Source organism: Sulfitobacter sp. (assembly GCF_039977885.1).
Lineage (GTDB): Bacteria > Pseudomonadota > Alphaproteobacteria > Rhodobacterales > Rhodobacteraceae > Sulfitobacter.
On record NZ_JBDWCI010000008.1, the window covers coordinates 161544 to 186387 of the forward strand.

General features: G+C 57.5%; 25 protein-coding genes. 7 read left to right on the forward strand and 18 right to left on the reverse strand.

Annotated elements, in window-relative coordinates; translation table 11 throughout:
• Positions 1–107: 107 nt before the first annotated feature.
• The 3 genes from pepT to ABJM03_RS05450 all read right to left on the reverse strand — a co-directional run bounded on the left by pepT (position 108) and on the right by ABJM03_RS05450 (position 3797).
• Entirely contained in the window at positions 108–1349 is a 1242-nt protein-coding gene (gene pepT / locus ABJM03_RS05440; protein ID WP_348416148.1) for a peptidase T, read from the reverse strand.
• Positions 1350–1424: 75 nt separating this feature from the next.
• Complete coding sequence (locus ABJM03_RS05445; RefSeq protein WP_348416150.1) at positions 1425–2672, reverse strand: saccharopine dehydrogenase family protein; 1248 nt, start codon at positions 2670–2672, stop codon at positions 1425–1427.
• A gap of 30 nt (positions 2673–2702) precedes the next feature.
• A complete protein-coding gene (locus ABJM03_RS05450; protein WP_348416152.1) occupies positions 2703–3797 on the reverse strand; it encodes a carboxynorspermidine decarboxylase in 1095 nt (364 codons plus the stop codon).
• Between the two features lie 451 nt (positions 3798–4248).
• On the opposite strand from ABJM03_RS05450, the gene ABJM03_RS05455 reads away from it, so the two are divergent.
• The 6 genes from ABJM03_RS05455 (at position 4249) to ABJM03_RS05480 (ending at position 11084) form a co-directional block, all read left to right on the forward strand.
• Positions 4249–4728 carry a twin-arginine translocation pathway signal gene (locus ABJM03_RS05455; protein ID WP_348416621.1) on the forward strand — a complete coding sequence of 160 codons (480 nt, stop codon included), beginning with the start codon at positions 4249–4251 and terminating at the stop codon, positions 4726–4728.
• Entirely contained in the window at positions 4715–5335 is a 621-nt protein-coding gene (locus ABJM03_RS05460) for a ferric reductase-like transmembrane domain-containing protein (RefSeq protein ID WP_348416154.1), read from the forward strand. The genes ABJM03_RS05455 and ABJM03_RS05460 overlap by 14 nt, the downstream gene beginning before the upstream one ends.
• A gap of 68 nt (positions 5336–5403) precedes the next feature.
• Complete coding sequence (locus ABJM03_RS05465) at positions 5404–6486, forward strand: AI-2E family transporter (RefSeq protein ID WP_348416156.1); 1083 nt, start codon at positions 5404–5406, stop codon at positions 6484–6486.
• Between the two features lies 1 nt (position 6487).
• Entirely contained in the window at positions 6488–7153 is a 666-nt protein-coding gene (locus tag ABJM03_RS05470; RefSeq protein WP_348416622.1) for a chromosomal replication initiator DnaA, read from the forward strand.
• Between the two features lie 75 nt (positions 7154–7228).
• Positions 7229–9403 (forward strand): RNA degradosome polyphosphate kinase, encoded by a 2175-nt coding sequence (locus ABJM03_RS05475; RefSeq protein WP_348416158.1) that lies wholly within the window; start codon positions 7229–7231, stop codon positions 9401–9403.
• 115 nt (positions 9404–9518) lie between these two features.
• Complete coding sequence (locus tag ABJM03_RS05480) at positions 9519–11084, forward strand: Ppx/GppA family phosphatase (protein WP_348416160.1); 1566 nt, start codon at positions 9519–9521, stop codon at positions 11082–11084.
• Here the strand turns inward: ABJM03_RS05480 and ABJM03_RS05485 are convergent.
• From ABJM03_RS05485 to ABJM03_RS05515, 7 genes are read right to left on the reverse strand one after another with little or no spacing between them, the layout of a single operon-like run.
• Positions 11081–11437, reverse strand: a complete 357-nt coding sequence (locus ABJM03_RS05485; protein ID WP_348416162.1) for a hypothetical protein — start codon at positions 11435–11437, stop codon at positions 11081–11083. The two genes, ABJM03_RS05480 and ABJM03_RS05485, sit on opposite strands and share 4 nt — an antisense overlap.
• A 38-nt stretch (positions 11438–11475) precedes the next feature.
• A complete protein-coding gene (locus tag ABJM03_RS05490) occupies positions 11476–12501 on the reverse strand; it encodes an endonuclease/exonuclease/phosphatase family protein (protein WP_348416163.1) in 1026 nt (341 codons plus the stop codon).
• The gene (locus ABJM03_RS05495) at positions 12501–13181 is read right to left on the reverse strand and encodes a molecular chaperone DjiA (RefSeq protein WP_348416165.1); all 681 of its coding nucleotides are present in this window, start codon (positions 13179–13181) and stop codon (positions 12501–12503) included. Before ABJM03_RS05495 ends, ABJM03_RS05490 begins: the two co-directional genes overlap by 1 nt.
• A 31-nt stretch (positions 13182–13212) precedes the next feature.
• A complete protein-coding gene (locus ABJM03_RS05500) occupies positions 13213–13695 on the reverse strand; it encodes an N-acetyltransferase family protein (RefSeq protein ID WP_348416166.1) in 483 nt (160 codons plus the stop codon).
• A complete protein-coding gene (locus ABJM03_RS05505) occupies positions 13689–14303 on the reverse strand; it encodes a VOC family protein (protein WP_348416168.1) in 615 nt (204 codons plus the stop codon). The genes ABJM03_RS05500 and ABJM03_RS05505 overlap by 7 nt, the downstream gene beginning before the upstream one ends.
• Positions 14300–16444 carry a methylmalonyl-CoA mutase gene (gene scpA, locus ABJM03_RS05510; RefSeq protein ID WP_348416170.1) on the reverse strand — a complete coding sequence of 715 codons (2145 nt, stop codon included), beginning with the start codon at positions 16442–16444 and terminating at the stop codon, positions 14300–14302. The genes ABJM03_RS05505 and scpA overlap by 4 nt, the downstream gene beginning before the upstream one ends.
• Positions 16392–17429 (reverse strand): hypothetical protein, encoded by a 1038-nt coding sequence (locus ABJM03_RS05515; protein WP_348416172.1) that lies wholly within the window; start codon positions 17427–17429, stop codon positions 16392–16394. The genes scpA and ABJM03_RS05515 overlap by 53 nt, the downstream gene beginning before the upstream one ends.
• A gap of 99 nt (positions 17430–17528) precedes the next feature.
• On the opposite strand from ABJM03_RS05515, the gene ABJM03_RS05520 reads away from it, so the two are divergent.
• The gene (locus tag ABJM03_RS05520; protein ID WP_348416174.1) at positions 17529–17966 is read left to right on the forward strand and encodes a DUF4174 domain-containing protein; all 438 of its coding nucleotides are present in this window, start codon (positions 17529–17531) and stop codon (positions 17964–17966) included.
• A 37-nt stretch (positions 17967–18003) separates the two neighbouring features.
• Here ABJM03_RS05520 and ABJM03_RS05525 read toward each other — a convergent pair whose 3' ends face one another.
• The 8 genes from ABJM03_RS05525 to ABJM03_RS05560 all read right to left on the reverse strand — a co-directional run bounded on the left by ABJM03_RS05525 (position 18004) and on the right by ABJM03_RS05560 (position 24709).
• Entirely contained in the window at positions 18004–18903 is a 900-nt protein-coding gene (locus ABJM03_RS05525; protein WP_348416176.1) for a restriction endonuclease, read from the reverse strand.
• Positions 18904–18906: 3 nt separating this feature from the next.
• Positions 18907–20952: an acetyl/propionyl/methylcrotonyl-CoA carboxylase subunit alpha gene (locus ABJM03_RS05530; protein WP_348416178.1), complete on the reverse strand. Its 2046-nt coding sequence runs from the start codon at positions 20950–20952 to the stop codon at positions 18907–18909.
• 104 nt (positions 20953–21056) lie between these two features.
• Positions 21057–21263: a hypothetical protein gene (locus ABJM03_RS05535; RefSeq protein ID WP_348416180.1), complete on the reverse strand. Its 207-nt coding sequence runs from the start codon at positions 21261–21263 to the stop codon at positions 21057–21059.
• Positions 21264–21555: 292 nt separating this feature from the next.
• Positions 21556–21906 (reverse strand): hypothetical protein, encoded by a 351-nt coding sequence (locus tag ABJM03_RS05540; RefSeq protein WP_348416623.1) that lies wholly within the window; start codon positions 21904–21906, stop codon positions 21556–21558.
• 90 nt (positions 21907–21996) lie between these two features.
• Complete coding sequence (locus tag ABJM03_RS05545) at positions 21997–22143, reverse strand: hypothetical protein (protein WP_348416182.1); 147 nt, start codon at positions 22141–22143, stop codon at positions 21997–21999.
• A gap of 214 nt (positions 22144–22357) precedes the next feature.
• Positions 22358–22750 carry a DUF6497 family protein gene (locus ABJM03_RS05550; protein WP_348416184.1) on the reverse strand — a complete coding sequence of 131 codons (393 nt, stop codon included), beginning with the start codon at positions 22748–22750 and terminating at the stop codon, positions 22358–22360.
• Entirely contained in the window at positions 22747–23175 is a 429-nt protein-coding gene (locus ABJM03_RS05555; protein WP_348416186.1) for a RidA family protein, read from the reverse strand. Before ABJM03_RS05555 ends, ABJM03_RS05550 begins: the two co-directional genes overlap by 4 nt.
• A gap of 1 nt (position 23176) precedes the next feature.
• Positions 23177–24709 (reverse strand): acyl-CoA carboxylase subunit beta, encoded by a 1533-nt coding sequence (locus ABJM03_RS05560; RefSeq protein WP_348416188.1) that lies wholly within the window; start codon positions 24707–24709, stop codon positions 23177–23179.
• Between the last annotated feature and the right edge of the window lie 135 nt (positions 24710–24844).

A 24844-nucleotide genomic window follows, 5' to 3' on the forward strand; every position in this document is an offset into this window, starting at 1 on the left:
CCTTGGAAAACTTCCACAGTTGCCTAAGCCAAACCCCAGCCAGACACAATCTCCCTATTTCTTCTAGCTCCAAGTACTCTGGGGAGTTTGAGGGGCTAGCCCCTCAATTACACCGATGCCACCGCGCGCTGAACCAGATGTAGCGCCACCAGCGTTGCCTTGCCCATGTCCTGCACCGATATCCACTCAAGCGGGCCATGGATTTCCTGCATACCGGTAAAGATATTCGGGCATGGCACCCCCATTTCTGTCAACCGAGAGCCATCTGTACCACCGCGGATGGCCACGGCATCCGGCTCCAATCCGGCATCGCGGATCGCCGCATGCGCCAGATGTACCGGCGTCATATTTTTCTCCAGCCAATAGCGCATATTGCGGTATTGCGGCGTGATCTCACAGGTGATCGTGGCGCGTGGCTCTGACAATCCCACCAGCTCACAAACCGCTCTCAAGATTTCACGCTTCTTGACCAATCCCTCTTTTTCGAAATCGCGCAGAATAAATCCCAAACGGACCTCATCCGCACCGCCGGAAATGTCGGTGGCGTGAATGAACCCTTCCAACCCCTCCGTCGTCTCTGGCGTCATGTTCTTTTGTGGCAAAGTCTCGATGATGCGCGCGGCCAAATGCATGGCATTGACCATTTTATCCTTGGCCCAGCCCGGGTGAACGGACACCCCTTTAACGGTGACTATGCCGCGATCCGCGCTAAAGGTTTCATGTTGCACCTCACCTGGTAACGCACCGTCAAATGTATAGGCAAAATTACAGGCCAGATCGGCAGGCAGGCGCGCGTCCACACCACGGCCGATCTCTTCGTCGGGGGTGAAGGCAAGGCGCAGCTTACCATGCGGGATTTGCGGGTTCTTCAACAAATGACGCGCCGCTGTCATGATGATCGCGACCCCCGCCTTGTCATCCCCACCCAACAAAGTTGTGCCTGACGCTGTGATCAGATCATGCCCTATACATGCAGCCAGATGCGGTGAGATATCCGGCGCCAGCCGCCGCTCTGGCGCATCGGGAAAAGTGATTTCGCCGCCGTTATAGCCTGCAATCACACGTGGCTTCACGCCGGTGGCGTTGAATTGCGGCGTGGTATCTACATGCGCGCACAAACCAATCACGGGCCCGTTTACTGTGGCAGGGATCGTGGCCAAGACCACGCCGTAGTCAGTCAGTTCCACATCGCTCGCGCCCATCTCCTCCAGCTCGGCCACCAAAAGGCGGCTCATATCAAGCTGACAAGGGGTCGAGGGCTGGGTTGCGCTGCTCTCATCGGATTGGCTGTCGATGGCGGCATAGCGCACCAACCGCTCTTGAAGTTCGCTGTCGAATTCTGTGCGCATGGGCTCGCTCCGTGGCTGACAATCAGGCAGGCAGGGCCCAACGCGGCCCCACCCAATAGGTCAAATGCTCATCCCCTAGGACAAGGGCGCATTCCAGGCCCGATCACCATCCGCGTCTTTCACCCGCGTCGGCAGGCCAATGGTATCAAGCAACGTGAACAGCGGCTTCGGATCAAGCTCTTCGACATTCAACATCGTACCTTGATCATATGTGCCATCTGCAATCAACATGGCCACAGCCACCGGAGGCACACCTGCGGTATATGAAATCCCCTGACTGCCTACCTCGTTATACGCATCCTTGTGATCCGCTACGTTATAGACAAACACTTCGACCTCTTCGCCGTCCTTGGTACCTTTTACCAGATCACCAATACAGGTCTTTCCGGTGTAATTCGGCGCAAGGCTGGAAGGATCAGGCAGCACGGCCTTGACCACCTTCAGCGGCACAACCTCTAGGCCTTCGGCCGTAGTCACAGGTTGCTCTGACAACAAACCAAGGCTTTGCAGGACGGTGAACACATTGATGTAGTGATCCCCAAATCCCATCCAGAAGCGAATGTCGGCCTCGGGGTAGTTGGCGGCAAGCGAATGCACCTCATCGTGGCCAGACATATAGGCCTTTTGTTTACCAACTACCGGCAGGTCCCATTCGCGGCCCACCTCGAACATCTTGTTTTCCTGCCACGCGCCCTGCTGCCAGCTATAGACTGTGCCGGTGAACTCGCGGAAGTTGATCTCCGGGTCAAAATTCGTCGAGAAATATTTGCCGTGGTCGCCTGCGTTGATGTCGACGATGTCAATCGAGGTGACAGTATCCATGAATTCATCCACCGCAAAGCGGGCGAAGGCGTTGACCATGCCGGGATCAAAACCCGCGCCCAAAATCGCCGTCACGCCTGCGGCAGCGCAATCCTCGCGGCGCTTCCATTCGTAATTCCCGTACCATGGCGGTGTTTCGCAAATCTTCGTCGGGTCCTCATGGATCGCCGTATCGATATAAGCGGCCCCCGTCTGTATACAGGCCTCAAGCACAGTCATATTCACAAAGGGCGAACCGACATTGATCACGATCTGCACGCCGGTTGATTTGATCAACGCCGCCACAGCTGCAGTGTCCATACCGTCAACGGCATGGGATTTAAAAACACCTGCCTGTTTCATCGCGCTTTTGTCATGCACGCTGGCAATAATCGCATCGCATTTTGCGATGGTCCGGCTCGCAATATGAAGATCACCCAGAACATCGTTATTTTGCGCGCATTTATGCGCGACGACTTGTGCGACACCACCGGCGCCAATGATCAGAACATTGCGTTTCATAGTTCCAAAAGACCTCTTTTGAGTGTGAGTTTAAGACAGCGCTGCAGAAAAGTCGCTGTAGTCGAAATCACGCACCATGCGTGTGGTGCCATCGAGTTCACGGATCGCGATGCTTGGCATCTTCACCCCGTTAAACCAATTCTTCTTGACCATTGTGTATCCCGCCGCGTCCTGAAACGAAAGCCGGTCACCCGCTTTCAGGGGCACATCAAAACGGAATTCGCCGAAAATATCGCCGGCCAGACAGGATTTGCCGCAAATCATCCACGCCTGATCCCCTGTATCCGGCGCGATCTTGGCCGGCTCACGGTAGATTAACAGATCCAGCATATGCGCCTCGATCGAGCTATCGACAATAGCGAGGTTCTTGCCGTTATGCATCGTATCCAGCACCGTCACCTCAAGCGTCGCAGCCCCCGTAATCGCGGCCTCGCCGGGTTCCAGATAGACCTGAACACCAAATTTCTGCGCAAACTCTTTCAGGCGCGCCGCAAGACGGTCCAGCGGATAATCCGCACCCGTAAAATGGATACCACCGCCCAGGCTCACCCATTCCATCTTGTGCAGCACCGCTCCAAAACGATCCTCGATCAGCGTTAGCATCTCGTCGAACCGCGCAAAGCTGTCGTTTTCGCAGTTGTTATGGAACATCAGCCCGCTGATTTGCTCGGCCACAGCCTCAATCGCTGCGGGATCATGCTCACCCAAGCGGCTGAAAGGCCGCGCCGGATCGGCCAGATCGAACTCGGATGTAGACACCCCCGGATTAACCCGCAGCCCGCGAATATGACCCTCGGATTCATCCGAAAACTTGCTCAGTTGACCGATGGAATTAAAGATAATCTTGTCTGAACACGCCAGCACCTGATCTATCTCATGGTCTGCATAGGCCACGGAATATGCGTGGGTTTCGCCGAGAAATTTCTCATGTCCCAAGCGGACCTCATACAGGGAGGAAGAGGTCGATCCGTCCATATATTCCGACATGAAGTCAAAGACAGACCACGTGGCAAAACATTTAAGCGCCAGCAAGCATTTAGCGCCGGATGCCTCGCGCAGCCAAGCGATCTTTTCCAAATTGGGCAGAAGGCGAGATTTGTCGATCAGGTAATAAGGTGTTTGCATGCCGTGGGCTTTCTTCAAAGCAGGATTTTCAACAGTAACCACAAGCCCCCAAAGAGATCGGGCCAACATTCCGCCTAGCAGATAAGGCGTGCGCAGGCAAAGACCAGCGGACTGCGCCATTGCAGGGGCTTCTACAGCGGGCACAATAATGAATTCAAGCCCACGGCGACCACGGCACGCTGGATCACTACTGCGCCATGGGCAGGCCCGAAATGGAAATGCGAAAGCCGGCCAGCCCTGCCGCTGCGGCACCGCTAAATCCGGTCTGCCCCCTGCTCACAAAAAATTGCAGAGGCTTCAACCGCCCTGTGAGCAAGGCAAAAAGAGATTGATCCGCGTGCCGCACCGCAACACCGCCTTCGGAATGCTTGAATGCTGGCCCGTGCTTGCTATCTTAGCGGGTAACAGCCGCACCACCCCTTTGAGCCAAATTGGAGTGAACGACATGCCGATGACCCCTTACTACAACCGCCGCAAATTTTTGATCAGTACCGGTTTGATAACCGCAGCTGCAGGGGCCGGCCTGCCCGCCTTTGCAGCGACCGATTTACGCCCTACGCAAACCATGCGCGGCGGGTCGAACAACTACAGCCCCAAGGCGCCATTGGTTGAAAAGCTGGGCGAGGGTTTCGAGATGTCCGGCCTTGTGCGCCGCGCCGGTGACGGGGTCCCGCTGGAAGGGGTCCGCATCCAGATTTGGGCCGCAACGACGTTGGGCGGGGAGCGCGAACCGCGCAACCACGGTTCTGTTCTCACGCAAGCGGACGGCACATACCGTCTGGAAATGCCGCAGATCGTGCCGAACTTTGGCCAGCCCCACGCGCATCTCGCCTATGATGATTCACAGTTCAAAACGGTCTTCCTGCGCCCTGTTATGTCCAGCCCGAAAGACACATCCTTGCAGGCCGACTTCGTTCTTGCCCCTGCCTAGACCCGTCATCAAGGTAATCGCAATCTGGGTCACGGTCGCAGTCTTTGTCACCGTGCCCTTTGTCTTTGCAGTATTCAGCCCGCTACTGGCCTACCGTGACGGACCTTATATCGCAGCAGGCCTGGCGGGGGCTGCGATCCTTGGTGCGCTGTTGCTTCAGCCATTGCTGGGCTTAGGACTGCTCCCACGGCTCAGCACCAGCCGCGCGCGCCACTGCCACCGCATCATCGGCCCCCTGATCGCGGTCGCGGTGCTGGTGCATGTGGGCGGGCTCTACCTCACGAGCCCGCCTGATACGATCGACGCATTGTTGCTGGTTTCACCAACACCTTTTTCGGTTTGGGGAGTATTGGCGATGGTCGGCGTATTTTTAGCGGTTGTATTTACGAGCCTGCGCAAACGGATGGGCCTGCGGCGTTGGCGAATGGTCCATTTCGCCATCACCACACTGATTGTTCTGGGCAGCGTAATCCACGCCCTGTTGATCAGCGGGACCATGGAATACTGGAGCAAGCTTGCCCTTTGCATCGCCCTGCTGACAACGACCGTCATCGGCATGATCTATGGCCGCGTGATACGGCCCGCAAGGCGGCGCAATAAAGGGTGACCCACCCCTTCCCCCTTGAAACAGCGCCCCGCATCGGCGATGAGATTGCAAACACTCAGGAGAAAGCCATGGCGCTGCCGATCAGAGAACAAATGAAATACTGGGGCGTTGTCGCGCTGGTATTTGCCGTTTTGCTGCTGTTTCTTGGCGATGTGCTTTTGCCTTTCGTTCTGGGCAGTGCGATTGCATATTTTCTGGATCCGGTCGCGGACAAGCTCGAAACAATGGGGCTAAGCCGCGTGATGGCGACAATGCTGATCACCGTGGTTGCTCTGCTGACTTTTGTGATTATGGCACTTCTGGTTGTGCCAACGCTGGTTGCACAGGCCATCAACCTGTTTGAAATCGCCCCCGATCTGACCCGTCGAATGGGCACATTCTTTACTGAACGGTTCCCCTCTTTGCTGGAACCTGACTCAACCTTGCAAAACTCGATCAATTCGCTCGGAACGGTGATCAAGGAACGTGGCGGGGAGCTGCTCAATACCGCGCTCAGCTCGGCTGCTGGGATCATCAATGTGCTGATGCTATTTGTGATCGTGCCTGTGGTGGCCGTTTATATGCTGCTCGATTGGGACCGGATGGTGAGCAAGGTAGACAGCCTGCTGCCGCGCGACCATGCGCCGGTAATCCGCCGTCTGGCAGGCGACATCGACCGCACGCTGGCCTCGTTCATTCGCGGCATGGGAACGGTCTGTCTGGTGCTCGGGACCTATTACGCGATTGCGCTGATGCTGGTGGGGCTGCAATTCGGCCTTGTTGTCGGGTTCATCGCGGGATTGGTCACCTTTATCCCTTATCTGGGTGCGCTGATTGGCGGCACATTGGCCATGGGGCTGGCTTTGTTCCAGTTCTGGGGCGATTGGCTGTCTGTGGGCATTGTGGCCGGCATTTTTGTGCTGGGCCAGATGATCGAAGGGAATTTCCTAACGCCCAAGCTGGTCGGCAACTCGGTCGGGCTTCACCCTGTCTGGCTGATCCTTGCGCTGTCCGTGTTCGGGACTGCGTTTGGTTTTGTGGGAATGTTGGTCGCGGTGCCCGTGGCTGCGGCGCTGGGAGTGATCGCGCGGTTCGCTGTTGAGCAATACCAACACAGCATGCTCTACCGTGGCACCGAAGACGGTGCCACCCTTGATAAAGACATTCTCTGATATGCCGACACAGCTTGGACTTGACCTGCCCGTGCGCACCGCACATGGGCGTGACGACTTTCTCGTCGCGCCTTCCAATGCCATGGCCGTGGCTATGATCGAAAACTGGCGGAATTGGTCAGGTGCCAAGATGGTGCTCACCGGACCGCCCGGAGCCGGTAAAACCCACCTCACCCATGTCTGGGCCGATGCAGCGACCGCGCGGATTATCTCGGCGCGCGAGCTGCGCAGCGATGACGTACCCGCACTGGCCGCGCAAAGCATCGCAGTCGAGGACGTGCCCCTGATCGCCCAGGACCCCGCCGCACAGACCGCCCTTTTTCACCTGCACAATATGGTCTTGGCCGAAGGTCATTCGCTGTTGTTGACGGGCACCGGTGCCGTCCCGTATTGGGGGCTTACCCTTCCTGATCTGGTCAGCCGCCTGCGCGGCGCACTGGAGGCCTCGATTGATGCGCCCGATGACGCGTTGTTATCGGCGGTACTGGTAAAATTGCTGGCTGATCGCCAATTGATGCCTCCAGCCGATGTAATCCCCTACCTGCTCAAACGGATGGACCGTTCGTTTGCTGCTGCGCGCGATGTGGTCGAAGCGCTGGACCGCGAAAGCCTTGCCGCAAAGCGCCCCATTACCCGGGCCCTCGCCGCGGTCGTGCTGGACAAATAGGCTGCTCCTGCGCGATAGTGTAACCTACCGCTTCCCTTCGCAATTTTGTTACACTTATGCAGGATAAGCACGCCTATGTCTGATGCTGATTTTCTCACCGCGCCTTATGACCCTCCTGTTGATCTGGCCGATCTGGACCTGTCCGGCCCCGGCCGTTTCCAGAACCGTGAACTAAGCTGGCTTGGCTTCAACTGGCGTGTGGTCGAAGAATCCCAGAACCCCCGCGTGCCGCTGCTTGAGCGGCTGAGGTTCCTGTCGATTTCCGCCGACAACCTTGATGAATTCTACTCCGTCCGCGTCGCCGGCCTGCGCGAGCTGGCTCAGGTGGGCAACACAACCCCCGCCGCCGATGGGCTGACCCCTGCCGAACAATTGGTTCTGATCAATCGCGATGCGCGCGAACTGATGCTCCACCAGCAATCGGTTCTGGTGGATCTGCTTGCCGAGATGGACGAGGCCAACATCATGCTTGAACGGCTTGATGACCTAAGCGAAGCCGATATTGCCGCCCTTGACGAGATATTTCTCAATCAGGTCTTCGCCGTCCTGTCGCCCCTGGCCATTGATCCTGCGCATCCCTTCCCCTTCCTGCCCAACAACGGCTTTGCACTGGCGCTCCAGCTTGAGCGGACCCGTGATAAAAAGGCGCTTCAGGCACTGCTACCGATCCCCGCCCAGATTGACCGATTTGTCTCCCTGCCGGCACCTGAAGGTTCGCACCGTTTCTTGCCGCTTGAAGAGCTGTTGGTCCTGAAAATTCCTGATCTGTTTCCGGGTTACAAGCTCAAGGCCCATTTTGAATTCCGCGTCCTGCGCGACAGCGATCTCGAGGTCGAGGACGAAGCCGAAGATCTAGTGCGCGAGTTTGAGGTGGCACTCAAGCGGCGCAAGCGTGGCGAAGTGGTCCGTATGACCCATTCAGCAGGGGCGCCTGCCGAATTGCTCGACACCATCATGGCCGAACTGGGGGCCAAGTTGCAGGACGTAATTGAAATTGACGGGTTGATCGGGGTTGATGACCTGTCCCAACTGGTGGTGGATGACCGGCCTGACCTGCTGTGGCCACAGTTCACACCGCGCATTCCCGAACGGGTCACCGACCATGATGGCGACATGTTCAAGGCGATCCGGTCCAAGGACATGCTGTTGCACCATCCTTACGAGACGTTCGATATGGTCGTGCGTTTCCTGCAGCAAGCTGCCCATGACCCGCAAGTCGTGGCAATCAAACAGACACTCTACCGCACATCGCGCGACAGCCCGATCGTCGAAGCCCTGTGCGAGGCCGCCGAGGAAGGCAAATCCGTCACCGCACTGGTCGAGCTGAAAGCCCGTTTTGATGAAGCTGCGAACATCCGTCAAAGCCGCCGGCTTGAGCGTGCAGGCGCGCATGTGGTTTACGGCTTTATTGATTTAAAAACTCACGCAAAAATCTCGACCGTGGTGCGCCGCGAAGGCGACCAACTGGTGACCTATACCCACTATGGCACGGGCAATTATCACCCCATTACGGCGCGGGTTTACACCGATTTATCCCTGTTCACCTGTGACCAGAAACTGGGGCGCGATGCCACCAAGGTGTTCAATTTCCTATCGGGCTATGCCCAGCCTGCGCATCTGGACAATCTGGCAATCTCTCCAATCACGCTCAAACCGAGCCTTCTGAAAATGATTGCCGCCGAGGCCAGCCATGCAAAGGCGGGCAAGCCTGCAGAAATCTGGGCCAAGATGAACAGCCTTGTGGACGCCGAAGTCATCGACGCGCTTTATGCCGCCTCGAACGCGGGTGTGAAAATCAGCCTTGTGATCCGCGGCATCTGTGGTCTACGGCCCGGGATCAAAGGTCTGTCCGAAAATATCCGCGTTAAATCCATTGTTGGCCGCTTCCTTGAGCACAGCCGCATCGTATGCTTCGGCAACGGACACGGCCTGCCCCACAAGAAAGCGCGTGTGTTTATCTCATCTGCGGATTGGATGGGGCGTAATCTAAACCGGCGTGTCGAAACATTGGTCGAGATCGAAAACCCCACCGTAAAAGCCCAGATCACCAGTCAGATCATGGCAGCGAACCTTGCGGATATCGCGCAAAGTTGGGTCATGGCCCCTGACGGTAAATTCACACGCCCGCCCCTGCCCGAAGGGCAATTTGCCTTCAGTTGCCATCGCTTCTTTATGGAGAACCCATCGCTGTCTGGCCGCGGCTCGGCCGGTGCCTCGGATGTGCCCAAGCTGACCCACACCGAAGACTGACCCAAGCCACCTGCCCTTACGACAAGCAGCCCCGCCCCGCTTGCGATATCAATTGACGCGGGCGGTGGGATGGGCCAATTTACCGGCACTTCCCGCTGACACCACTGGAGCGCGCATGGCTGATCCCATCACGACCCCTCCCGTTCCAGAGACCGGCGTTGCCGATCTGGGTCTGTTCGGAAAACCGCTATTTCAGGACCCCGGTGCACGTGCCTTGCGCCGTGTGGGCGTGGTGGACGTCGGGTCCAACTCGGTCCGTATGGTGGTTTTTGACGGTGCTGCGCGCAGCCCTGCCTATTTCTACAACGAAAAAATCATGTGTGCGCTGGGGGCTGGCATGGCCGATACCGGCCATCTGTCCCCCGAAGGACGCCTGCGCGCCCTTTCCGCCATGCGCCGCTTCGCCAAACTTGCCGAAGGCATGGGCCTGTCGGAATTGACTGCGGTTGCAACCGCCGCTGTGCGGGACGCCACGGACGGGCGCGATTTTTGCACCGAGGTCGAAGCCGAAACAGGTATCAAGATCTGGGTAATCGACGGCGAAGAAGAGGCGCGGCTTTCTGCCCAAGGTGTGCTGCTTGGCTGGCCGGGTGCATTTGGTCTGGTCTGTGACATTGGTGGCTCCTCGATGGAGCTGGCCGAGATTTCCGGCGGGCGGGTTGGCAATCGCGTTACCTCCAATCTCGGGCCCTTGAAGCTGCGCGATATCAAAGGCGGTGCAAAGGCCCGTAATGCCCATATCAAAGAGATCATCGCCGCGCTTGCCGAAAAAATGGGAAGCCAACGTGACCGGATGTTTCTGGTCGGCGGCTCATGGCGGGCTATCGCGCGCATTGATATGATCCGTCGCGGATACCCGCTGCATGTGCTGCATGAATACCGCATGACCCGCGCCTCGGTGCGTGACACAATCAAATTTATTTCAAATTCGGATATGGAGGAATTGCGCGTACGTGCGGGTGTATCCTCGACCCGCGCTGCCCTTGTTCCGTTCGCCTGTGAAGTCCTGAGCCGCCTGATCAAAACCTTCCGGCCCAAAGACATTGCCATCTCGTCTTATGGCATCCGCGAAGGCATGCTGTATGAACAAATGCCCCAGCGCCTGCGCGACCGTGATCCGCTGATCGAAGCCTGCCGCTTTGCCGAAGCAAAAGATGCCCGCAGCCCCGGTTTTGGCAAGATGTTGTATAACTTCATCCTGCCCCTCTATAAATCCGCCCCTGCTCCACGCCTACGCCTGATCAAGGCGGCGTGCCTGCTGCATGACGTCAGCTGGCGTGCCCACCCCGACTACCGTGCCGAAGTCTGTTTTGACAACGCAACCCGCGCCAATCTGGGCGGTCTAAAACACGCGGAACGGATATTCGTGGGGCTTGCCTTGATGAACCGTTATTCCAGCAAGGGTGAAAATGCGCGTTTTGACGACCTGATCAATATGGTCGATGCCAAAACCCGCAGCGAGGCCGAAATTCTGGGTAAGGCGATGCGGTTCGGTGCAATGCTATGGATGGATAAAGTGTCCGAATTGGGCGAGCTTCGGTGGTTCCCCAAGAAGAAAGAGCTTCATCTGCATCTGGGTCGCGAAATGATACCGCTGTTTGGCGAGGTCGCCGAGGCGCGGTTCAATTCCTTGGCCAAGGCGCTGGACGCGCAAGCAAACGTAAAAATCGCAAAACGCTAAAGCTCGATCTGCGGCGCAGGTTCAAACGGCGGCAGCTCTGGTGCGTCCGGTTTGCGCCGGATGATGATATCGCCGTTTTCCATTACTTCTGGTGCCTCATAAACGCTCCAGTCTTCAACGCGGTCGAATACATCGCGCAGCTTTGGTCCCATCTCGGTCATAAAACTTTGCAAGGCGGGGCCCGCATCCTCAAGAAGCTCGGCCAGATCATCCAGCGCGGGGGCCATTTGTTCCATCAACCCCTCAAGAAACATCTGCGCCCCCTGCTCCATCAGCGTGGGCGGCTCTTCCTCTGCAAGGGCAGGCGCGCCAAGCAGGGCAATAATCAGCGGGGCAATAAAACGTTTCCTCATGCCCTCAACATAAGGGCAAAGCGCCGGCTTTCCAAATCCTATAGGTCAATATCCACCGAAACAGGAAAATGGTCTGATGCGGTGACCAGCGCATCGCGCAGCTTGTGATCGCTCCAGCAAGCCGGATCATCCAGCGGATGCCAGATACGCCACCGCGGGTTGCGGCTACGTAATGCGGGACACACCATGATGTAATCCAGCAAGGCCTGCAAAAAGCGCTGTTCGTCCCTGATCCAGAACCGCGATGTCGTCGGCATCGCCCCCAGTCGCTGGGACAGTGCCCGTGCGGCATGGGGATCATATAGCGGATGCGGCCCCTGCGCCCCCAACACGACCTCGACCGACGAGCGTCCAAAGAGGTCTTCGAAAACATCAAGGCCCGGACCATCATTGAGATCGCCCATCACCATGACTGGCGTGCCGGCCTCAAGATGCGCGTCCACCCGGGCCCGTAGCCAGATCGCCTGCGCAAGTTGTTTGCGGCGGTTCGCAATCGAAATTTGCATGGCATGGGCATCGTCACGGGCACCATGCGGGGCTTTGGATTTCAGATGCGCGCCGATCATGCGGAATTCAAAGCCGGATGCCGCGCGTACCGCCAATTCGAGTGGCGGTTTGGAAAACACGACCTTGTCGCGTGTTGCATCGACATCCAGATCAATCTGCAACACCCCATCAAAACGCGGCGCGCCGGTGGCTCCGTCTGGACCTGTCGCCGCTCCTTGCGGGTCATGCGCAGCACTCAGCACATCCGGATCATACAAAAGCGCGATTTCCTGCTGCGTATTATTAGCAAACCCCGTAACGGCGCGCCTTGCACGCAGATCAAACCGCGCGGCAAAATGCTCCAATGCCTTGACCGTATCGTGTTTCGCGCCGGTATCAGGTGCCTCAATCACCATGATCGCATCCGCATCAAGAGCCTGAAACACAGCGCCTAAAGCTGCCGTTTGCTGGGCGCGGGTCACATCGCGGCGCCCCGACCACCCATCATCATCATGCAGCCGGTCATCGCGATCAAACAGGTTTGCAAACCATTCGACGTTATAGGTGACAATACGCATCAGGCGGTCTTGCCCGATATCGTCTCCCACGCGCGGTTAATGTCGATCATGCGTTTTTCAGCCATCTTGACTGCCTCTATCGGCAGACCACGCGCCATGAGCGCATCAGGGTGGTTGGCCCGCACCAGCTTGCGCCACGCGGCGCGCGCCTGCTCTTGGGTGGCATTGGCCGGTATCCCCAGCACAGTATGCGGCAAGGGCGAGGTATTGGGCACGAACCGCGCACGCAGAGCTTCGAATTCACCTTCATGAAGAGCGAAAATACCCGCCACTTCCTCAAGAAAGGCGTTTTCATTGGGGTGATAGACACCATCCGCCATGGCAATGTGAAACAACCCCTCCATCAGATCAAGCAGGATCGGATCGCCTTCGCCAAACATGCCTCTGATCCGGCGCGCGTAATCATCAAATCCGGCGACATCCGTACGCGCCAGGTTGAACACTCTGGCCGCTCCCTTGGCTTCATCATCTCCTATGCGGAACACCTGGCGGAAGGCCATGACCTCATCCCGGGTCACCTGCCCGTCCGCCTTGGCCATCTTGGCCCCCAATGCAATCACCGCAATGGTAAACGCAACCGAGCTTTCGGGTGCGCTGCGCAGGCGGTCAAAAACCGCAGTGAGCCCCTCACCCGCCCTAAGAGCGGAAAGCGCCTCGGAAATTCGTGTCCAGATTGACATGGAGGTATCCTAACGCGCCTTGCCTGCCTTGTCAGGGTCTGCCGATAATCTTGCTCATCAAGATTAGGTCATGCCATCGCCCTGCTTTGTATCCTACCTGTGGCAACTGGCCTGATTTTGCAAACCCCAAACGGGTGTGAAACGCGACAGCAGATGCATTTTCGCTGCCGATGCCCGCGACCATCACATGGATGCCCTGCGCGCGTGCGCGGTCCAACGCCGCCTGTAGCAATGCACGCCCGATGCCGCGCCCCTGCTGTGCGGTGATGATGCTATGCTCGGCCGTATGGGCATAGCCCGGCCCGCTGCGAAAAGCGCCCCAAGTGATGAAACCCGCGCAGGTGCCTTCGATTTCTGCCACCAGAAACGCCTCCGGACGCCCTTCCAACAAGGCCACCATCTCGGGCGGGGTCTTGAGCAAGGTTGTGAAGGTCGCGGTGGTGTCGCGGATCATCGCATTCCACATATCCTGCACAGCAGGCAGATCACTGGATCGCGCAGGCCGGATCAGCATAGGGTTTTGGGCCCAGCAGCTGTGGCAAATTTTGCCTGTAGCCGCTTAGGGCCGGTGGAAAAGGTGATGCGCGCATCGAGCAACACAGCTGCCAGCATCGCCCCTAATGCAGGACCCTGAGGATGGCGCACATCCAGCGATGTCAGCTTGCATCCTTGCTGTGCCAACCTCGGAGCGGGATGCGCATCTCCGACCCATTGGATCAATGCAGGTGCGCAATTATCGTAGGGCAATAAGCCGCTGTCCGGCACCGCCATCCGCCAACGCAGATCACCGCGTTGAATGTCAAACGGCGTGCCAAACCCTGTCGGCAACTTGGCCAGCGTGGCATCCAGATCATCACAACGACACACCCAATTCGTCAGCCGCGGCGCCCCCGTAAAGTTGTCCAAATCAAACCAGCGCGGGCGCGTAGGTATTGGCGCGGCGGGGTTAATCGCAATCGCCTCAAGATACAGGCCATCCTCCAGCCCCAGCAGCGTATTGTGGGTGTGGAAGATATCATGTTCCCCACCCTGTTGCAGCGGCACGCCAAGCGCGCCCTCAACATGCGCGGTAGCATCCGCCAATGTCTCCCCCGCGACCGCGATGTGATCAAAGGTAATCATGCGCGGGCAGCCCGGATCAGTTTAAGGATATCCTGCGCCGCCTCGGGGATGTTTGTACCCGGGCCAAAGATCGCCTTGACGCCGGCATCATAGAGGAACTCGTAATCCTGCTGTGGGATCACCCCGCCACAGATGACCAGAATATCCTCGGCCCCTGCCTCTTTGAGCGCCTGAACCAATTGCGGGGCCAGCGTTTTATGACCCGCCGCCTGAGAGCTGATGCCGATGACATGCACATCATTGTCTACCGCATCTTGTGCCGCCTCTGCAGGGGTCTGGAACAGGGGGCCGACATCCACATCAAAGCCGATATCGGCAAATGCCGTGGCGATCACCTTGGCACCGCGATCATGGCCGTCTTGCCCCATCTTGACCACCAACATGCGCGGGCGGCGGCCTTCGACCTCGGCAAAATCCTCTACCGATTTCTGGATTTCGGCAAAGCCCTCATCGCCCTCATAGGCCGCACCATACACCCCTGCCAACGTCTTCACTTCGGCGCGATGGCGGCCGAATTTCTCTTCCATGGCCATGCTTATTTCTCCCACAGTAGCACGTGCGCGGGCCGCCTCGACAGCAGCCTCCAGCAGGTTGCCGCCCTCCTCTGCACGGCGCGACAGCTCGTCAAGTGCGGCCTTGCAAGCAGCCTCGTCGCGGCTGCTGCGGATGGCTTGCAAACGCTTGATCTGACTGTCGCGCACAGCCAGATTGTCTACATCCAAGATGTCGATGGCGTCCTCTGTCTCGCGGCGATATTTGTTCACGCCGACAATCACATCAGTGCCACGATCCTGCCCCGCCTGCCGCTGAGCCGCAGCTTCCTCGATCCGCAGTTTCGGCATGCCAGAGGCCACAGCCTTGGTCATACCGCCCATTTCTTCGACTTCCTCGATCAACTTCCACGCCGCTTCGGCCATATCATGGGTCAGTTTCTCGACGTAGTAAGAGCCCGCCAGCGGATCGACCACATTGGTCACGCCGGTCTCTTCTTGGAGGATCAACTGTGTATTACGCGCGATCCGGCTGGAGTTCTCGGTCGGCAAGGCAATCGCTTCATCCAGCGCGTTGGTGTGCAAGCTTTGCGTCCCGCCCAAAACCGCCGACATCGCCTCATAGGCCGTGCGGATGACGTTATTGTACGGGTCTTGCTCTTGCAGGCTCACACCAGAGGTCTGGCAATGGGTGCGCAGCATGCTTGATTTGGGATTCTTGGGCTCGAACTCGGCCATGATGCGCGACCACAGCAGCCGCGCGGCGCGCAATTTGGCCGCTTCCATGAAAAAATTCATGCCGATGCAAAAGAAGAAAGACAGGCGCGGCGCAAATTTATCCACATCCATACCCGCAGCAATCGCCGTGCGCACATATTCGCGCCCATCCGCAAGCGTGAAGGCCAGCTCCTGCACAAGGTTCGCACCCGCTTCTTGCATGTGGTAGCCCGAGATCGAGATCGAGTTGAATTTCGGCATCTCATTGGCTGTGTATTCAATGATATCCGCAATGATCCGCATCGAGGGCTCAGGCGGATAGATATAGGTGTTGCGCACCATAAATTCTTTGAGAATATCGTTCTGGATCGTCCCCGAGAGCACCGCGCGGCTGTGCCCTTGCTCTTCGCCGGCGACGATGAAACTGGCAAGGATCGGGATCACCGCGCCATTCATGGTCATTGAGACAGAAACTTTATCTAAAGGGATACCGTCAAAGAGGATTTTCATATCCTCCACGCTATCAATCGCCACGCCGGCCTTGCCAACGTCGCCCTCTACACGAGGGTGGTCACTGTCATAGCCCCGGTGCGTGGCCAGATCAAAGGCGACCGAGACACCCTGCTGACCCGCGGCCAAGGCCCGACGGTAGAAGGCATTTGATTCCTCGGCTGTAGAGAAACCCGCATATTGTCGGATGGTCCAAGGACGGCCTGCATACATGGTGGCCTTCACGCCACGGGTATAGGGGGCTTGGCCCGGGATGCCCCCCAGATGATCAACATCTGCCAGATCTTCGGCAGTATAAAGCGGGGCAACATCCAGCCCCTCAAGTGTCTTCCATGTCAGATCGTCAAGCGGACGACCGCGCAGCTCTGCTTCAGCCAGTTTGCGCCAATCGTCCTTGGATGCGGGGGTTGAGTTTTTGGTCATCGGGCTGTCCTTGTATCAGTGATCCCGCCGGCAAGCTTGTGCCTGCTCTTGTGCGGGAAGGGTCCTGTGTCAGTGTCGCAAGGCCATCCGCGCCAGCGGTCAGCCACATCAAGTCATCGGCGTAAGCCTCGCGCAGACGGGCCGCCTGCTCTGGCGTGAACGGGTTCCACCGCCCCTCGCCCTCGGCAAGATGGGGCGGCAGCTCGGCCAAAGGCACGCCATTCTCGGCCATGCGGTCACGCAGCATCACCACATCCGGCGAGCGGTTGAGCCAGCTTTGCGCGTGGTCATGGGGGGCCGGACGCATGGTGGCCTGTGCCAGCATTTTGTCGGCCTGCCCTGCGAATTGCTCAAACGGGAGGACAATGATCTCGGTCTTCGGCAATGCGCAGGACAGATCAGTGATCACATCACGCCAGCTACGCGGCGCACCCGCAATGGCATCAAGACGCCCGACCTCGGGCACCGCATGCCCACGGCCGACCCCATAGGCCGCCACAGAAGACCACCACAGGTCAAGCGCCCGTATGCTCATCACCACCCGCGTAATGCCCCCCTCAAAGGCAGCATCCAGCCGCGCCATCCGCTCCCCGATGGCGGGGTAAAGCGTGGCCGCACGCAAACACGCGCGCGGCGCGCCAATCATATTCTCTTCGCTCACCAGTAAGCGTTCCGCACCCGCACGTTTGGCCTGTGCCGCATGCATCCGCACCCGCCCCATTGCGCGGCGTTGCAGGTTGCGCCCGTTGAGCATGCGGGGCTTGGCGAACAATCCGTCCATCATCCCTTTACGCAGCATATGCGGCTCCCAAAGGGCCGTGCCATCAGCGCAAAGCTGCCCTCGATTGCGGCGCAAATAATGCTGAAAGCTGGTCGAACCGGTGCGATGCGCACCCACGTGAAGAATGATATCCATAAACCGATCAATGCCTTTGTGCCAAAGGGCCGCCAGAGGCAGCCGCGTCAGGGAAACTGCAGCAGTCATGCGGCAAAACCCCTTGCGGTGGGCTTAACGGTAAAAATGGCGGTATATAGCGTCGCAATTGCTGAGACAGGCTCTATATTACCTACAGAGGGAGTGATTATGAAATCTATCTTGAGTGCTGTTTTCGTTGGACTATTTTCCACTATTGCGCAGGCGCAGGCGGTCGCCCCACCCGCGCTGCAAGGCTTCATCCGCCAAGCAGTTGATACAGATTTGAGCGAATTTAAGTGGACAAAAAGACCCGTCATCGTTCTGGCAGAAAGCGCGGATGACCCTGCCTTTATCGAACAGATGGAGCTGATTGAGCGCCATGCAGATGATCTGGTCGCGCGTGATGTCGTCGTCATCGTTGACACGGATCCCGCCGCACGCAGTGACATCCGCCAAAAACTGCGGCCGCGTGGCTTTATGCTGACACTTGTCGGGAAAGATGGCGGTGTAAAACTGCGCAAACCCTTCCCATGGGACGTGCGCGAAATCACCCGAAGCATAGACAAAATGCCCATGCGGCAACGTGAAATCCGCGAGGCCAAGTGAGCCGCTGAAAGAAAATGACAATGGGACCCAACCCGTCTCATTCGAAAAAGCTCTCATCGAGCTCTGCAATCGTGTAGGTGCGTTTTACGCGGCAGCCTACTTCATGGTTAATCATCAGCCGGGCAAGCTGTGCTCCATCAACCAAAACAATTCGTGCACCTAGCTTTTCAGCTGTCTGACGTGCACTGGACGAAAACGTGGACGTGGTCACAAAGATACCTTTAGTCACGTCTTTCATACCCAGCGCACCATAAAAGTCGCGCAAGGCACCTGACCCGATGACATTTTGCTGCGCGTAGCGCTTGGCCTGAACATACACTTGGTCAACCCCGAGCTGGTCTAGGTTAATGACTCCGTCAACACCATCATCCCCAGATTGACCGATAACCCGCCCTGCTGTCGCGTCATAGCCGTAGCCCATTTTAATGAGCAACCGAACGATGATGTCTTCAAAGAATGCCGGATCGCTTTCGCGCAATTTCGACAAAAGCTCTTCAGCCAAGGCAGATTTAATTTCATTATAAGCTGCGTTAAGCACCTCATCAGGTGTGCCCTCTTGGGAAGTAAGCAAGGGCGCTGCGCTCTTTGTCTCTGCCCCGCGGGCCTGGAAGTCTTGAAATGACGCGAATTTGGTTAAGTAAGCCGCGTTGAGCGGGTCAGGATCTTCGGTTAAAACCTCGGCACCTTTCGCTGTAATTTCGAAATAGCCCCTCCGCGTATTCCGAAGCAGGCCCGCCTGCTTCAAGTAACTACGCGCCCAGTGCACCCGATTGGCAAATCTTGTCTGCTTACCGCTTGGTAAAAGCTCTGCCCGCTCACTCTCTGTCAGAGAGAAGAGCTGATCCAACTCTTCGACCACATCCGAAATCTTGCGCTCCCCCGCTATGGCGGATCGCAAAACAGGTTTCATTAGGGTCTGATAGTCAGGGATTGCCACGTTTCACTCGAACTCCATGATCACTTCGTCCACCGCAAGGCTATCCCCTGCGCTTGCGTTGATCTTGCTCACTGTGCCTTTCTTTTCGGCGCGCAGGATGTTTTCCATTTTCATCGCCTCGATGGTGCACAATGCCTGACCTTCCTGCACCTCGTCGCCAACCTCTACGTCCAGTTTCACAACCAGACCCGGCATCGGACAAAGCAAAAGTTTGGAGGTATCGGGGGCAACCTTTACGGGCATTTTGCGGGCCATTTCGGCCTGAAGCGGGGTGCGCACATGCACTTTCATCTCGGCACCCCGGGTGCGGATACGAAAGCCGCCAGAGATTTTGCCGACCTTAAGCACCAGCGGCGCGCCTTCCACAGACATCGTGGCAAGCTGATCCCCCGGCGTCCAATCCCCCACAACGCGCAGTGTCTCTCCGCCCTCAAAGGTGACAGAGGCACCGTCGGTATCGGCGGCAATCGTCACGTCAAAGCTGTGGTCTTGCAGCGCCACGTTCCATTCGCTGCCTACCTTGCGCTCGTGGTTGTCCATCCGGCCGGATACCCGCGCGCGGCGGATTTCGGCGACGCGGTGCATGGCGGCAGTGGCAGCGGCGATGCGCTTGAGCTCGCCTTCGGGCAAAGTGACGCCCGCAAACCCGTTGGGATATTCTTCTTCGATGAAGGCTGTTGTCATATCACCCGACACGAACTTGGGGTGATCCATTACAGCGCTCAGGAAGGGGAGGTTGTGGCCAATCCCCTCGACTTCGAAACTGTCCAATGCGACGCGCATCCGCTCGATCGCCTCGGCGCGCGTGGGAGCCCATGTGCAAAGCTTGGCAATCATCGGGTCGTAATACATCGAGATTTCGCCACCTTCATAAACGCCTGTGTCATTGCGCACAGCGGTCTCACCTGTGGGAGCATCCCCTTGCCATTTGCCGTTCTCAAGCAGCAGCCCTGCGGCAATCTCGGCCGGTGGACGGTAACGGGTCAAACGACCAATTGAGGGCAGGAAGCCGCGATATGGATCTTCGGCATACAAACGGTTTTCAATGGCCCAACCGTTGATCTGCACGTCTTCTTGCTTGATCGTCAGCGCCTCTCCATTGGCCACACGGATCATCTGCTCAACCAGATCAACACCGGTAATCAGCTCGGTCACAGGGTGTTCCACCTGAAGCCGCGTGTTCATCTCGAGGAAATAGAAATTCTTGTCGCCGTCCACGATGAATTCGACCGTGCCCGCGCTGGTATAGCCAACGGCTTGGGCCAATGCGACAGATTGTTCCCCCATTGCCTTGCGGGTCGCTTCATCAAGGAAGGGGCTTGGCGCTTCCTCGACTACTTTCTGGTTGCGGCGCTGGATCGAGCATTCCCGCTCGTTGAGGTAGATGCCATTGCCGTGGGCATCGCAAAGCACCTGAATTTCGATATGCCGCGGCTGGGTCACGAATTTTTCAATGAAAATGCGGTCATCTCCAAAGGAATTGGCCGCCTCGTTCTTGGAGGATTGGAAGCCCTCGCGCGCTTCCTCGTCGTTCCACGCGATGCGCATGCCCTTGCCGCCGCCGCCCGCAGACGCCTTGAGCATCACCGGATAGCCGACTTCATTGGAGATTTTCACCGCCTCATCCGCGTCTTCGATCAGGCCCATATAGCCCGGAACAGTGTTCACCCCGGCTTCCTTGGCAATTTTCTTTGAGGTGATCTTGTCCCCCATCTTTTCAATTGCGCCAACAGGCGGGCCGACAAACGCCACGCCTTGCGCGCTAAGAGCTTCGGCAAATTTGGAGTTTTCGGACAAAAATCCATACCCCGGATGCACCGCCTCCGCGCCGGACGCTTTCACCGCATCCATGACCTTATCAATGACGATATAGGACTGGTTGGCCGGTGGCGGGCCGATATGCACGGCCTCATCCGCCATCTGAACATGCAACGCCTGCTTGTCCGCATCCGAGTAAATGGCAACGGTCTGAATGCCCATTTTGCGCGCTGTCTTGATGACGCGGCAGGCAATCTCGCCCCGGTTGGCGATCAGGATCTTATTGAACATATACAGGGCCCTTATGTGGAAGAGAAAAGTAGGGTGAGACACAAAAAACTCCGCGGGCCAAAGGCCTGCGGAGCGATGTCGTCACGTTTGGAGGGATGGTCGCGTTATTTACAGTCGACAATCTCGGCTTGGCAGGCAGCCACGTTGGCACCTGCACCGATTGCAGCCCCTGTGAGCAGGCTCCCACCGGTAATGGCCGCAGCACCAGCGCCGACTGCGCCGCCGCCCAATGCCTGTTCGCCAACGTTGTCACCGCAAGCCGAAAGTCCAGCTGCGAAAGTAAGTGCGAGACCGATTTTATAGATAGCCATGAGAGTTTGCCCTTAATTGTAACATTCACTGCCACAACACATGACAGCGCAAATTGTTCCACAACCTGCCCAATAATTGTCCGAGGAACCGAAAAAATGACGGACAACAGATCAAAGGGACATGCCCGTTGCCCGTCAGCAGAAAGGGTGTGGTGTAAAGGCGGCAATAACAAAGAACGCGCCGCTGTGGTCACGCTGGACCACATTTCGGCACAAGAAAAGCCAACAGCCTCACGGGGCGTTTTGTCGGCCAAGCCTTGCTTGTTCTTAAAGGTATTGCGCAATTTCACGCCTACTCCTCCCCCACGATCTTGGGAAAGGTCTTTCGGGCGGCGTGCAAATCAATGACCAGCATCGCCTCGTAATCGGCAGGATCAAACGGATCGGTCGCCGGAATGATCTCACGTTCGAAAAACCATGCAAGGCGACCCGCATCCAGATTACCCCGCTCAAACGGTTCAGTGCCGAAATGCTCCCATAACGCGGTAAAGAACGCCTCATCCGCACGGCGATCAGGTGCACGGCGGTCCGAACGGCGCTCACGGGCGGTCAAAGGGGTGGCCCCCTTGGGATTGGCGCGGCGCAGGGTAAATTGGAAATCGGTTCCAGGCAGGCGCCCTGGAAATCCGCGGTGTTTGAGCATGTAATCTAGTGCCATGCTGCGCCCTCCGCGATTGAGGGCTTTGTCGTGCTTGGGGTCAGGATGGGCGCGCACGCCCACCCTGTCTGTCGTTTACTTGTATTTGCCGGTGTAAACTGGCTCTTGGCTGATGGGCTCTTGATCAACCACGACGAATTCTTCGACCTGCTGCTCACGCGCACAAGCGGCGACCACGACCATAAGGCCGAGTGTTGCCATAAGTTTGATGTTCTTCGACATCTGTATCTCCTAACACTTGTTGTACGGGACGGTTTTGTAAAACCTGCCATGTTTCCCGCAATGAATGCAGACGACACACCTGTGTCGTCCGTCGCCATATTATCCAACGAAGCCGGTTCTGGATATGTGGATAAATCCACGGAAAAATTCTGTGACGCATTAGCCGCAGATAGGCGGTCACATGAGTAGTGATCCGCAAGATATTGTGTGTGCATTAGAATTCATCCCACATGCAGGTCCCGTTTTGGGGACGGAAGGACTCAAAATATTGGATCACATCGGGATCCGGTTGCCCGAACTCGGTGATGCGCTCCATAAATGAGATAACGATTTTGTCGCCTGAGAGGCCGTGTTCGGCCATATAGGGCAAGGCTACAGCCTCGCATAGATGCATCATATCCACGCCCGCAAGCTCGAAATCAAATTGCTGCGCCCCTGTCCCGATCTGGGGTGTCAGGAATCGGAACCGCAGGTAGGTTCCCCCCGCTTGCGCGTCGATCAAAACCTCATGCAGTTCGGCCTGCTGGCCTGATGGCACTTCAACCGCCCCAGCAGAGGTCGCACCAGCCAAAAGGGCAAACAGCAGTGGCATCTGGCGGAGCATCATGTGGGTCGCCTCGCGATACAATCGATCTCGACCAAGGCCCCCACGGCAAGAGCCGTCACGCCGACAGTTGTGCGCGCAGGACGGCGATCTGCCGGGAAAAAGCTTTGGTAGGTTTCATTGAACGCAGCATAGTCACGCTCGAACGCGGTCAGGTAGGCCCGGCATTGCACCACATGGGACAGATCAAGCCCGACGCCCGCCAACACCAATGCAAGGTTCTCCATCACCCGCCGCGTCTGCGCCTCTACCCCTTCAGGCAAGCGCGCGTCAGGGGCGGCCGGATCTGTTGGCATCTGACCGGTGAGGATCACCCAGCCATCGGTTTCAACCGCATGGGAGAAAGGAGCCACAGGCCGTGGCCCCCCTGCGATCATGTGAAACAGCGGCCCGCCCGATGCAGAGCTATGTACGGGATCATCCTGCATCTTACAGAGGGATATTGTCGTGTTTTTTCCACGGGCGCGTGGTCTTTTTATTGCGCAGGCTGGCAAAAGCGCGGGCAATACGTTTGCGCGTGGTGCGCGGCTGGATCACCTCGTCAATAAAACCGCGCTCGGCGGCGACAAAGGGGTTGGCAAAGCGGTCTTCGTAATCCGCTGCGTGCTGAGCGATCTTTTCAGGATCGTTCAAATCAGCGCGGTGGATGATCTCGGTCGCGCCTTTTGCACCCATCACGGCAATCTCGGCAGTAGGCCAGGCATAGTTGAAATCCGAACGCAGATGCTTGGACGCCATCACGTCATAAGCCCCGCCATAGGCTTTGCGCGTGATCACGGTGACCATCGGCACGGTTGCCTCACCATAGGCAAACAACAGCTTGGCCCCGTGTTTAATCACACCGCCGTATTCCTGCGCCGTGCCGGGCAGGAAGCCGGGCACATCCACCAACGTCAGGATCGGAATCTCAAACGCATCGCAGAACCGCACAAACCGCGCACCCTTGCGCGACGAGTCGATATCCAGACACCCCGCCAGCACCATCGGCTGGTTTGCGACAACGCCAACGGTACGGCCTTCGATCCGCACAAAACCGGTGATGATGTTTTTCGCGAAATCTTCCTGAATTTCGTAGAAATCCCCCTCATCCCCCAGTTTGAGGATCAATTCCTTCATGTCATAGGGCGTATTGGCGCTTTCAGGCACCAATGTATCCAGCGAGGCCTCGATGCGCTCCGGCTCATCAAAGAAGGGGCGCACGGGCGGCTTTTCACGGTTATTGGCAGGCAGGAAATCCACCAGACGGCGAACCTCTGCCAAAGCCTCTACGTCATTCTCAAAAGCCCCATCCACAACTGAGGATTTCTTGGTGTGGGTCGCAGCCCCGCCCAGCTCCTCGGCGGTGACCTGCTCATTGGTTACGGTCTTGACCACGTCAGGACCTGTCACAAACATGTAAGAGGTATCTTTGACCATAAAGATAAAGTCGGTCATCGCAGGCGAATAAACCGCCCCACCGGCGCACGGCCCCATGATCACGCTGATCTGCGGGATCACGCCAGAGGCTTCGATATTGCGCTGAAAAATTTCGCCGTACCCTGCAAGGCTGTCCACGCCCTCCTGAATACGCGCACCGCCAGAGTCGTTAATGCCGATCACAGGTGCGCCGTTCTGCACGGCCATATCCATAATTTTGCAAATCTTCTTTGCGTGTGTTTCGGATACAGAACCGCCAAGCACGGTAAAATCCTGTGAAAACACATAAACCAGACGGCCGTTGATAGTGCCCCACCCCGTGACCACGCCGTCACCTGCCGGCTTTTGCTGCTCCATCCCGAAGTCGGTGCAGCGGTGGGTCACAAACATGTCGAATTCCTCGAACGACCCCTCATCCAGCAACAGATGCACCCGCTCGCGTGCTGTCAGTTTGCCGCGGCCATGCTGGGCATCAATGCGCTTTTGCCCACCACCAAGCTGCGCATCCGCGCGGCGGTCATCAAGCTGTTGCAGGATATCTTTCATGGATGGCTCCTCGGGCTAGGTTATCCACCACTTGTAGCCCAGCCCCTGAAAGAGACAAAGAGTCATTTGGCAAATTTGCAAATAATATCCAAGGCACCATCAGCAAAATGCAAACCAGCAAATAACCCCGATCTC

Excerpts from the sequence above, each read along its gene's own strand:
- ABJM03_RS05515 (WP_348416172.1), bottom strand. The coding sequence starts at position 17,429 with ATGACTGCTGCAGTTTCCCTGACGCGGCTGCCTCTGGCGGCCCTTTGG.
- ABJM03_RS05535 (WP_348416180.1), bottom strand. The coding sequence starts at position 21,263 with ATGGCTATCTATAAAATCGGTCTCGCACTTACTTTCGCAGCTGGACTT.
- ABJM03_RS05545 (WP_348416182.1), bottom strand. The coding sequence starts at position 22,143 with ATGTCGAAGAACATCAAACTTATGGCAACACTCGGCCTTATGGTCGTG.
- ABJM03_RS05500 (WP_348416166.1), bottom strand. The coding sequence starts at position 13,695 with ATGCTGATCCGGCCTGCGCGATCCAGTGATCTGCCTGCTGTGCAGGAT.
- ABJM03_RS05560 (WP_348416188.1), bottom strand. The coding sequence starts at position 24,709 with ATGAAAGATATCCTGCAACAGCTTGATGACCGCCGCGCGGATGCGCAG.
- ABJM03_RS05550 (WP_348416184.1), bottom strand. The coding sequence starts at position 22,750 with ATGATGCTCCGCCAGATGCCACTGCTGTTTGCCCTTTTGGCTGGTGCG.
- ABJM03_RS05445 (WP_348416150.1), bottom strand. The coding sequence starts at position 2,672 with ATGAAACGCAATGTTCTGATCATTGGCGCCGGTGGTGTCGCACAAGTC.
- ABJM03_RS05450 (WP_348416152.1), bottom strand. The coding sequence starts at position 3,797 with ATGCAAACACCTTATTACCTGATCGACAAATCTCGCCTTCTGCCCAAT.
- ABJM03_RS05530 (WP_348416178.1), bottom strand. The coding sequence starts at position 20,952 with ATGTTCAATAAGATCCTGATCGCCAACCGGGGCGAGATTGCCTGCCGC.
- ABJM03_RS05520 (WP_348416174.1), top strand. The coding sequence starts at position 17,529 with ATGAAATCTATCTTGAGTGCTGTTTTCGTTGGACTATTTTCCACTATT.
- ABJM03_RS05540 (WP_348416623.1), bottom strand. The coding sequence starts at position 21,906 with ATGCTCAAACACCGCGGATTTCCAGGGCGCCTGCCTGGAACCGATTTC.
- pepT (WP_348416148.1), bottom strand. The coding sequence starts at position 1,349 with ATGCGCACAGAATTCGACAGCGAACTTCAAGAGCGGTTGGTGCGCTAT.
- ABJM03_RS05505 (WP_348416168.1), bottom strand. The coding sequence starts at position 14,303 with ATGATTACCTTTGATCACATCGCGGTCGCGGGGGAGACATTGGCGGAT.
- ABJM03_RS05480 (WP_348416160.1), top strand. The coding sequence starts at position 9,519 with ATGGCTGATCCCATCACGACCCCTCCCGTTCCAGAGACCGGCGTTGCC.
- ABJM03_RS05475 (WP_348416158.1), top strand. The coding sequence starts at position 7,229 with ATGTCTGATGCTGATTTTCTCACCGCGCCTTATGACCCTCCTGTTGAT.
- ABJM03_RS05485 (WP_348416162.1), bottom strand. The coding sequence starts at position 11,437 with ATGAGGAAACGTTTTATTGCCCCGCTGATTATTGCCCTGCTTGGCGCG.
- ABJM03_RS05455 (WP_348416621.1), top strand. The coding sequence starts at position 4,249 with ATGACCCCTTACTACAACCGCCGCAAATTTTTGATCAGTACCGGTTTG.
- ABJM03_RS05555 (WP_348416186.1), bottom strand. The coding sequence starts at position 23,175 with ATGCAGGATGATCCCGTACATAGCTCTGCATCGGGCGGGCCGCTGTTT.
- ABJM03_RS05465 (WP_348416156.1), top strand. The coding sequence starts at position 5,404 with ATGGCGCTGCCGATCAGAGAACAAATGAAATACTGGGGCGTTGTCGCG.
- scpA (WP_348416170.1), bottom strand. The coding sequence starts at position 16,444 with ATGACCAAAAACTCAACCCCCGCATCCAAGGACGATTGGCGCAAACTG.
- ABJM03_RS05470 (WP_348416622.1), top strand. The coding sequence starts at position 6,488 with ATGCCGACACAGCTTGGACTTGACCTGCCCGTGCGCACCGCACATGGG.
- ABJM03_RS05490 (WP_348416163.1), bottom strand. The coding sequence starts at position 12,501 with ATGCGTATTGTCACCTATAACGTCGAATGGTTTGCAAACCTGTTTGAT.
- ABJM03_RS05495 (WP_348416165.1), bottom strand. The coding sequence starts at position 13,181 with ATGTCAATCTGGACACGAATTTCCGAGGCGCTTTCCGCTCTTAGGGCG.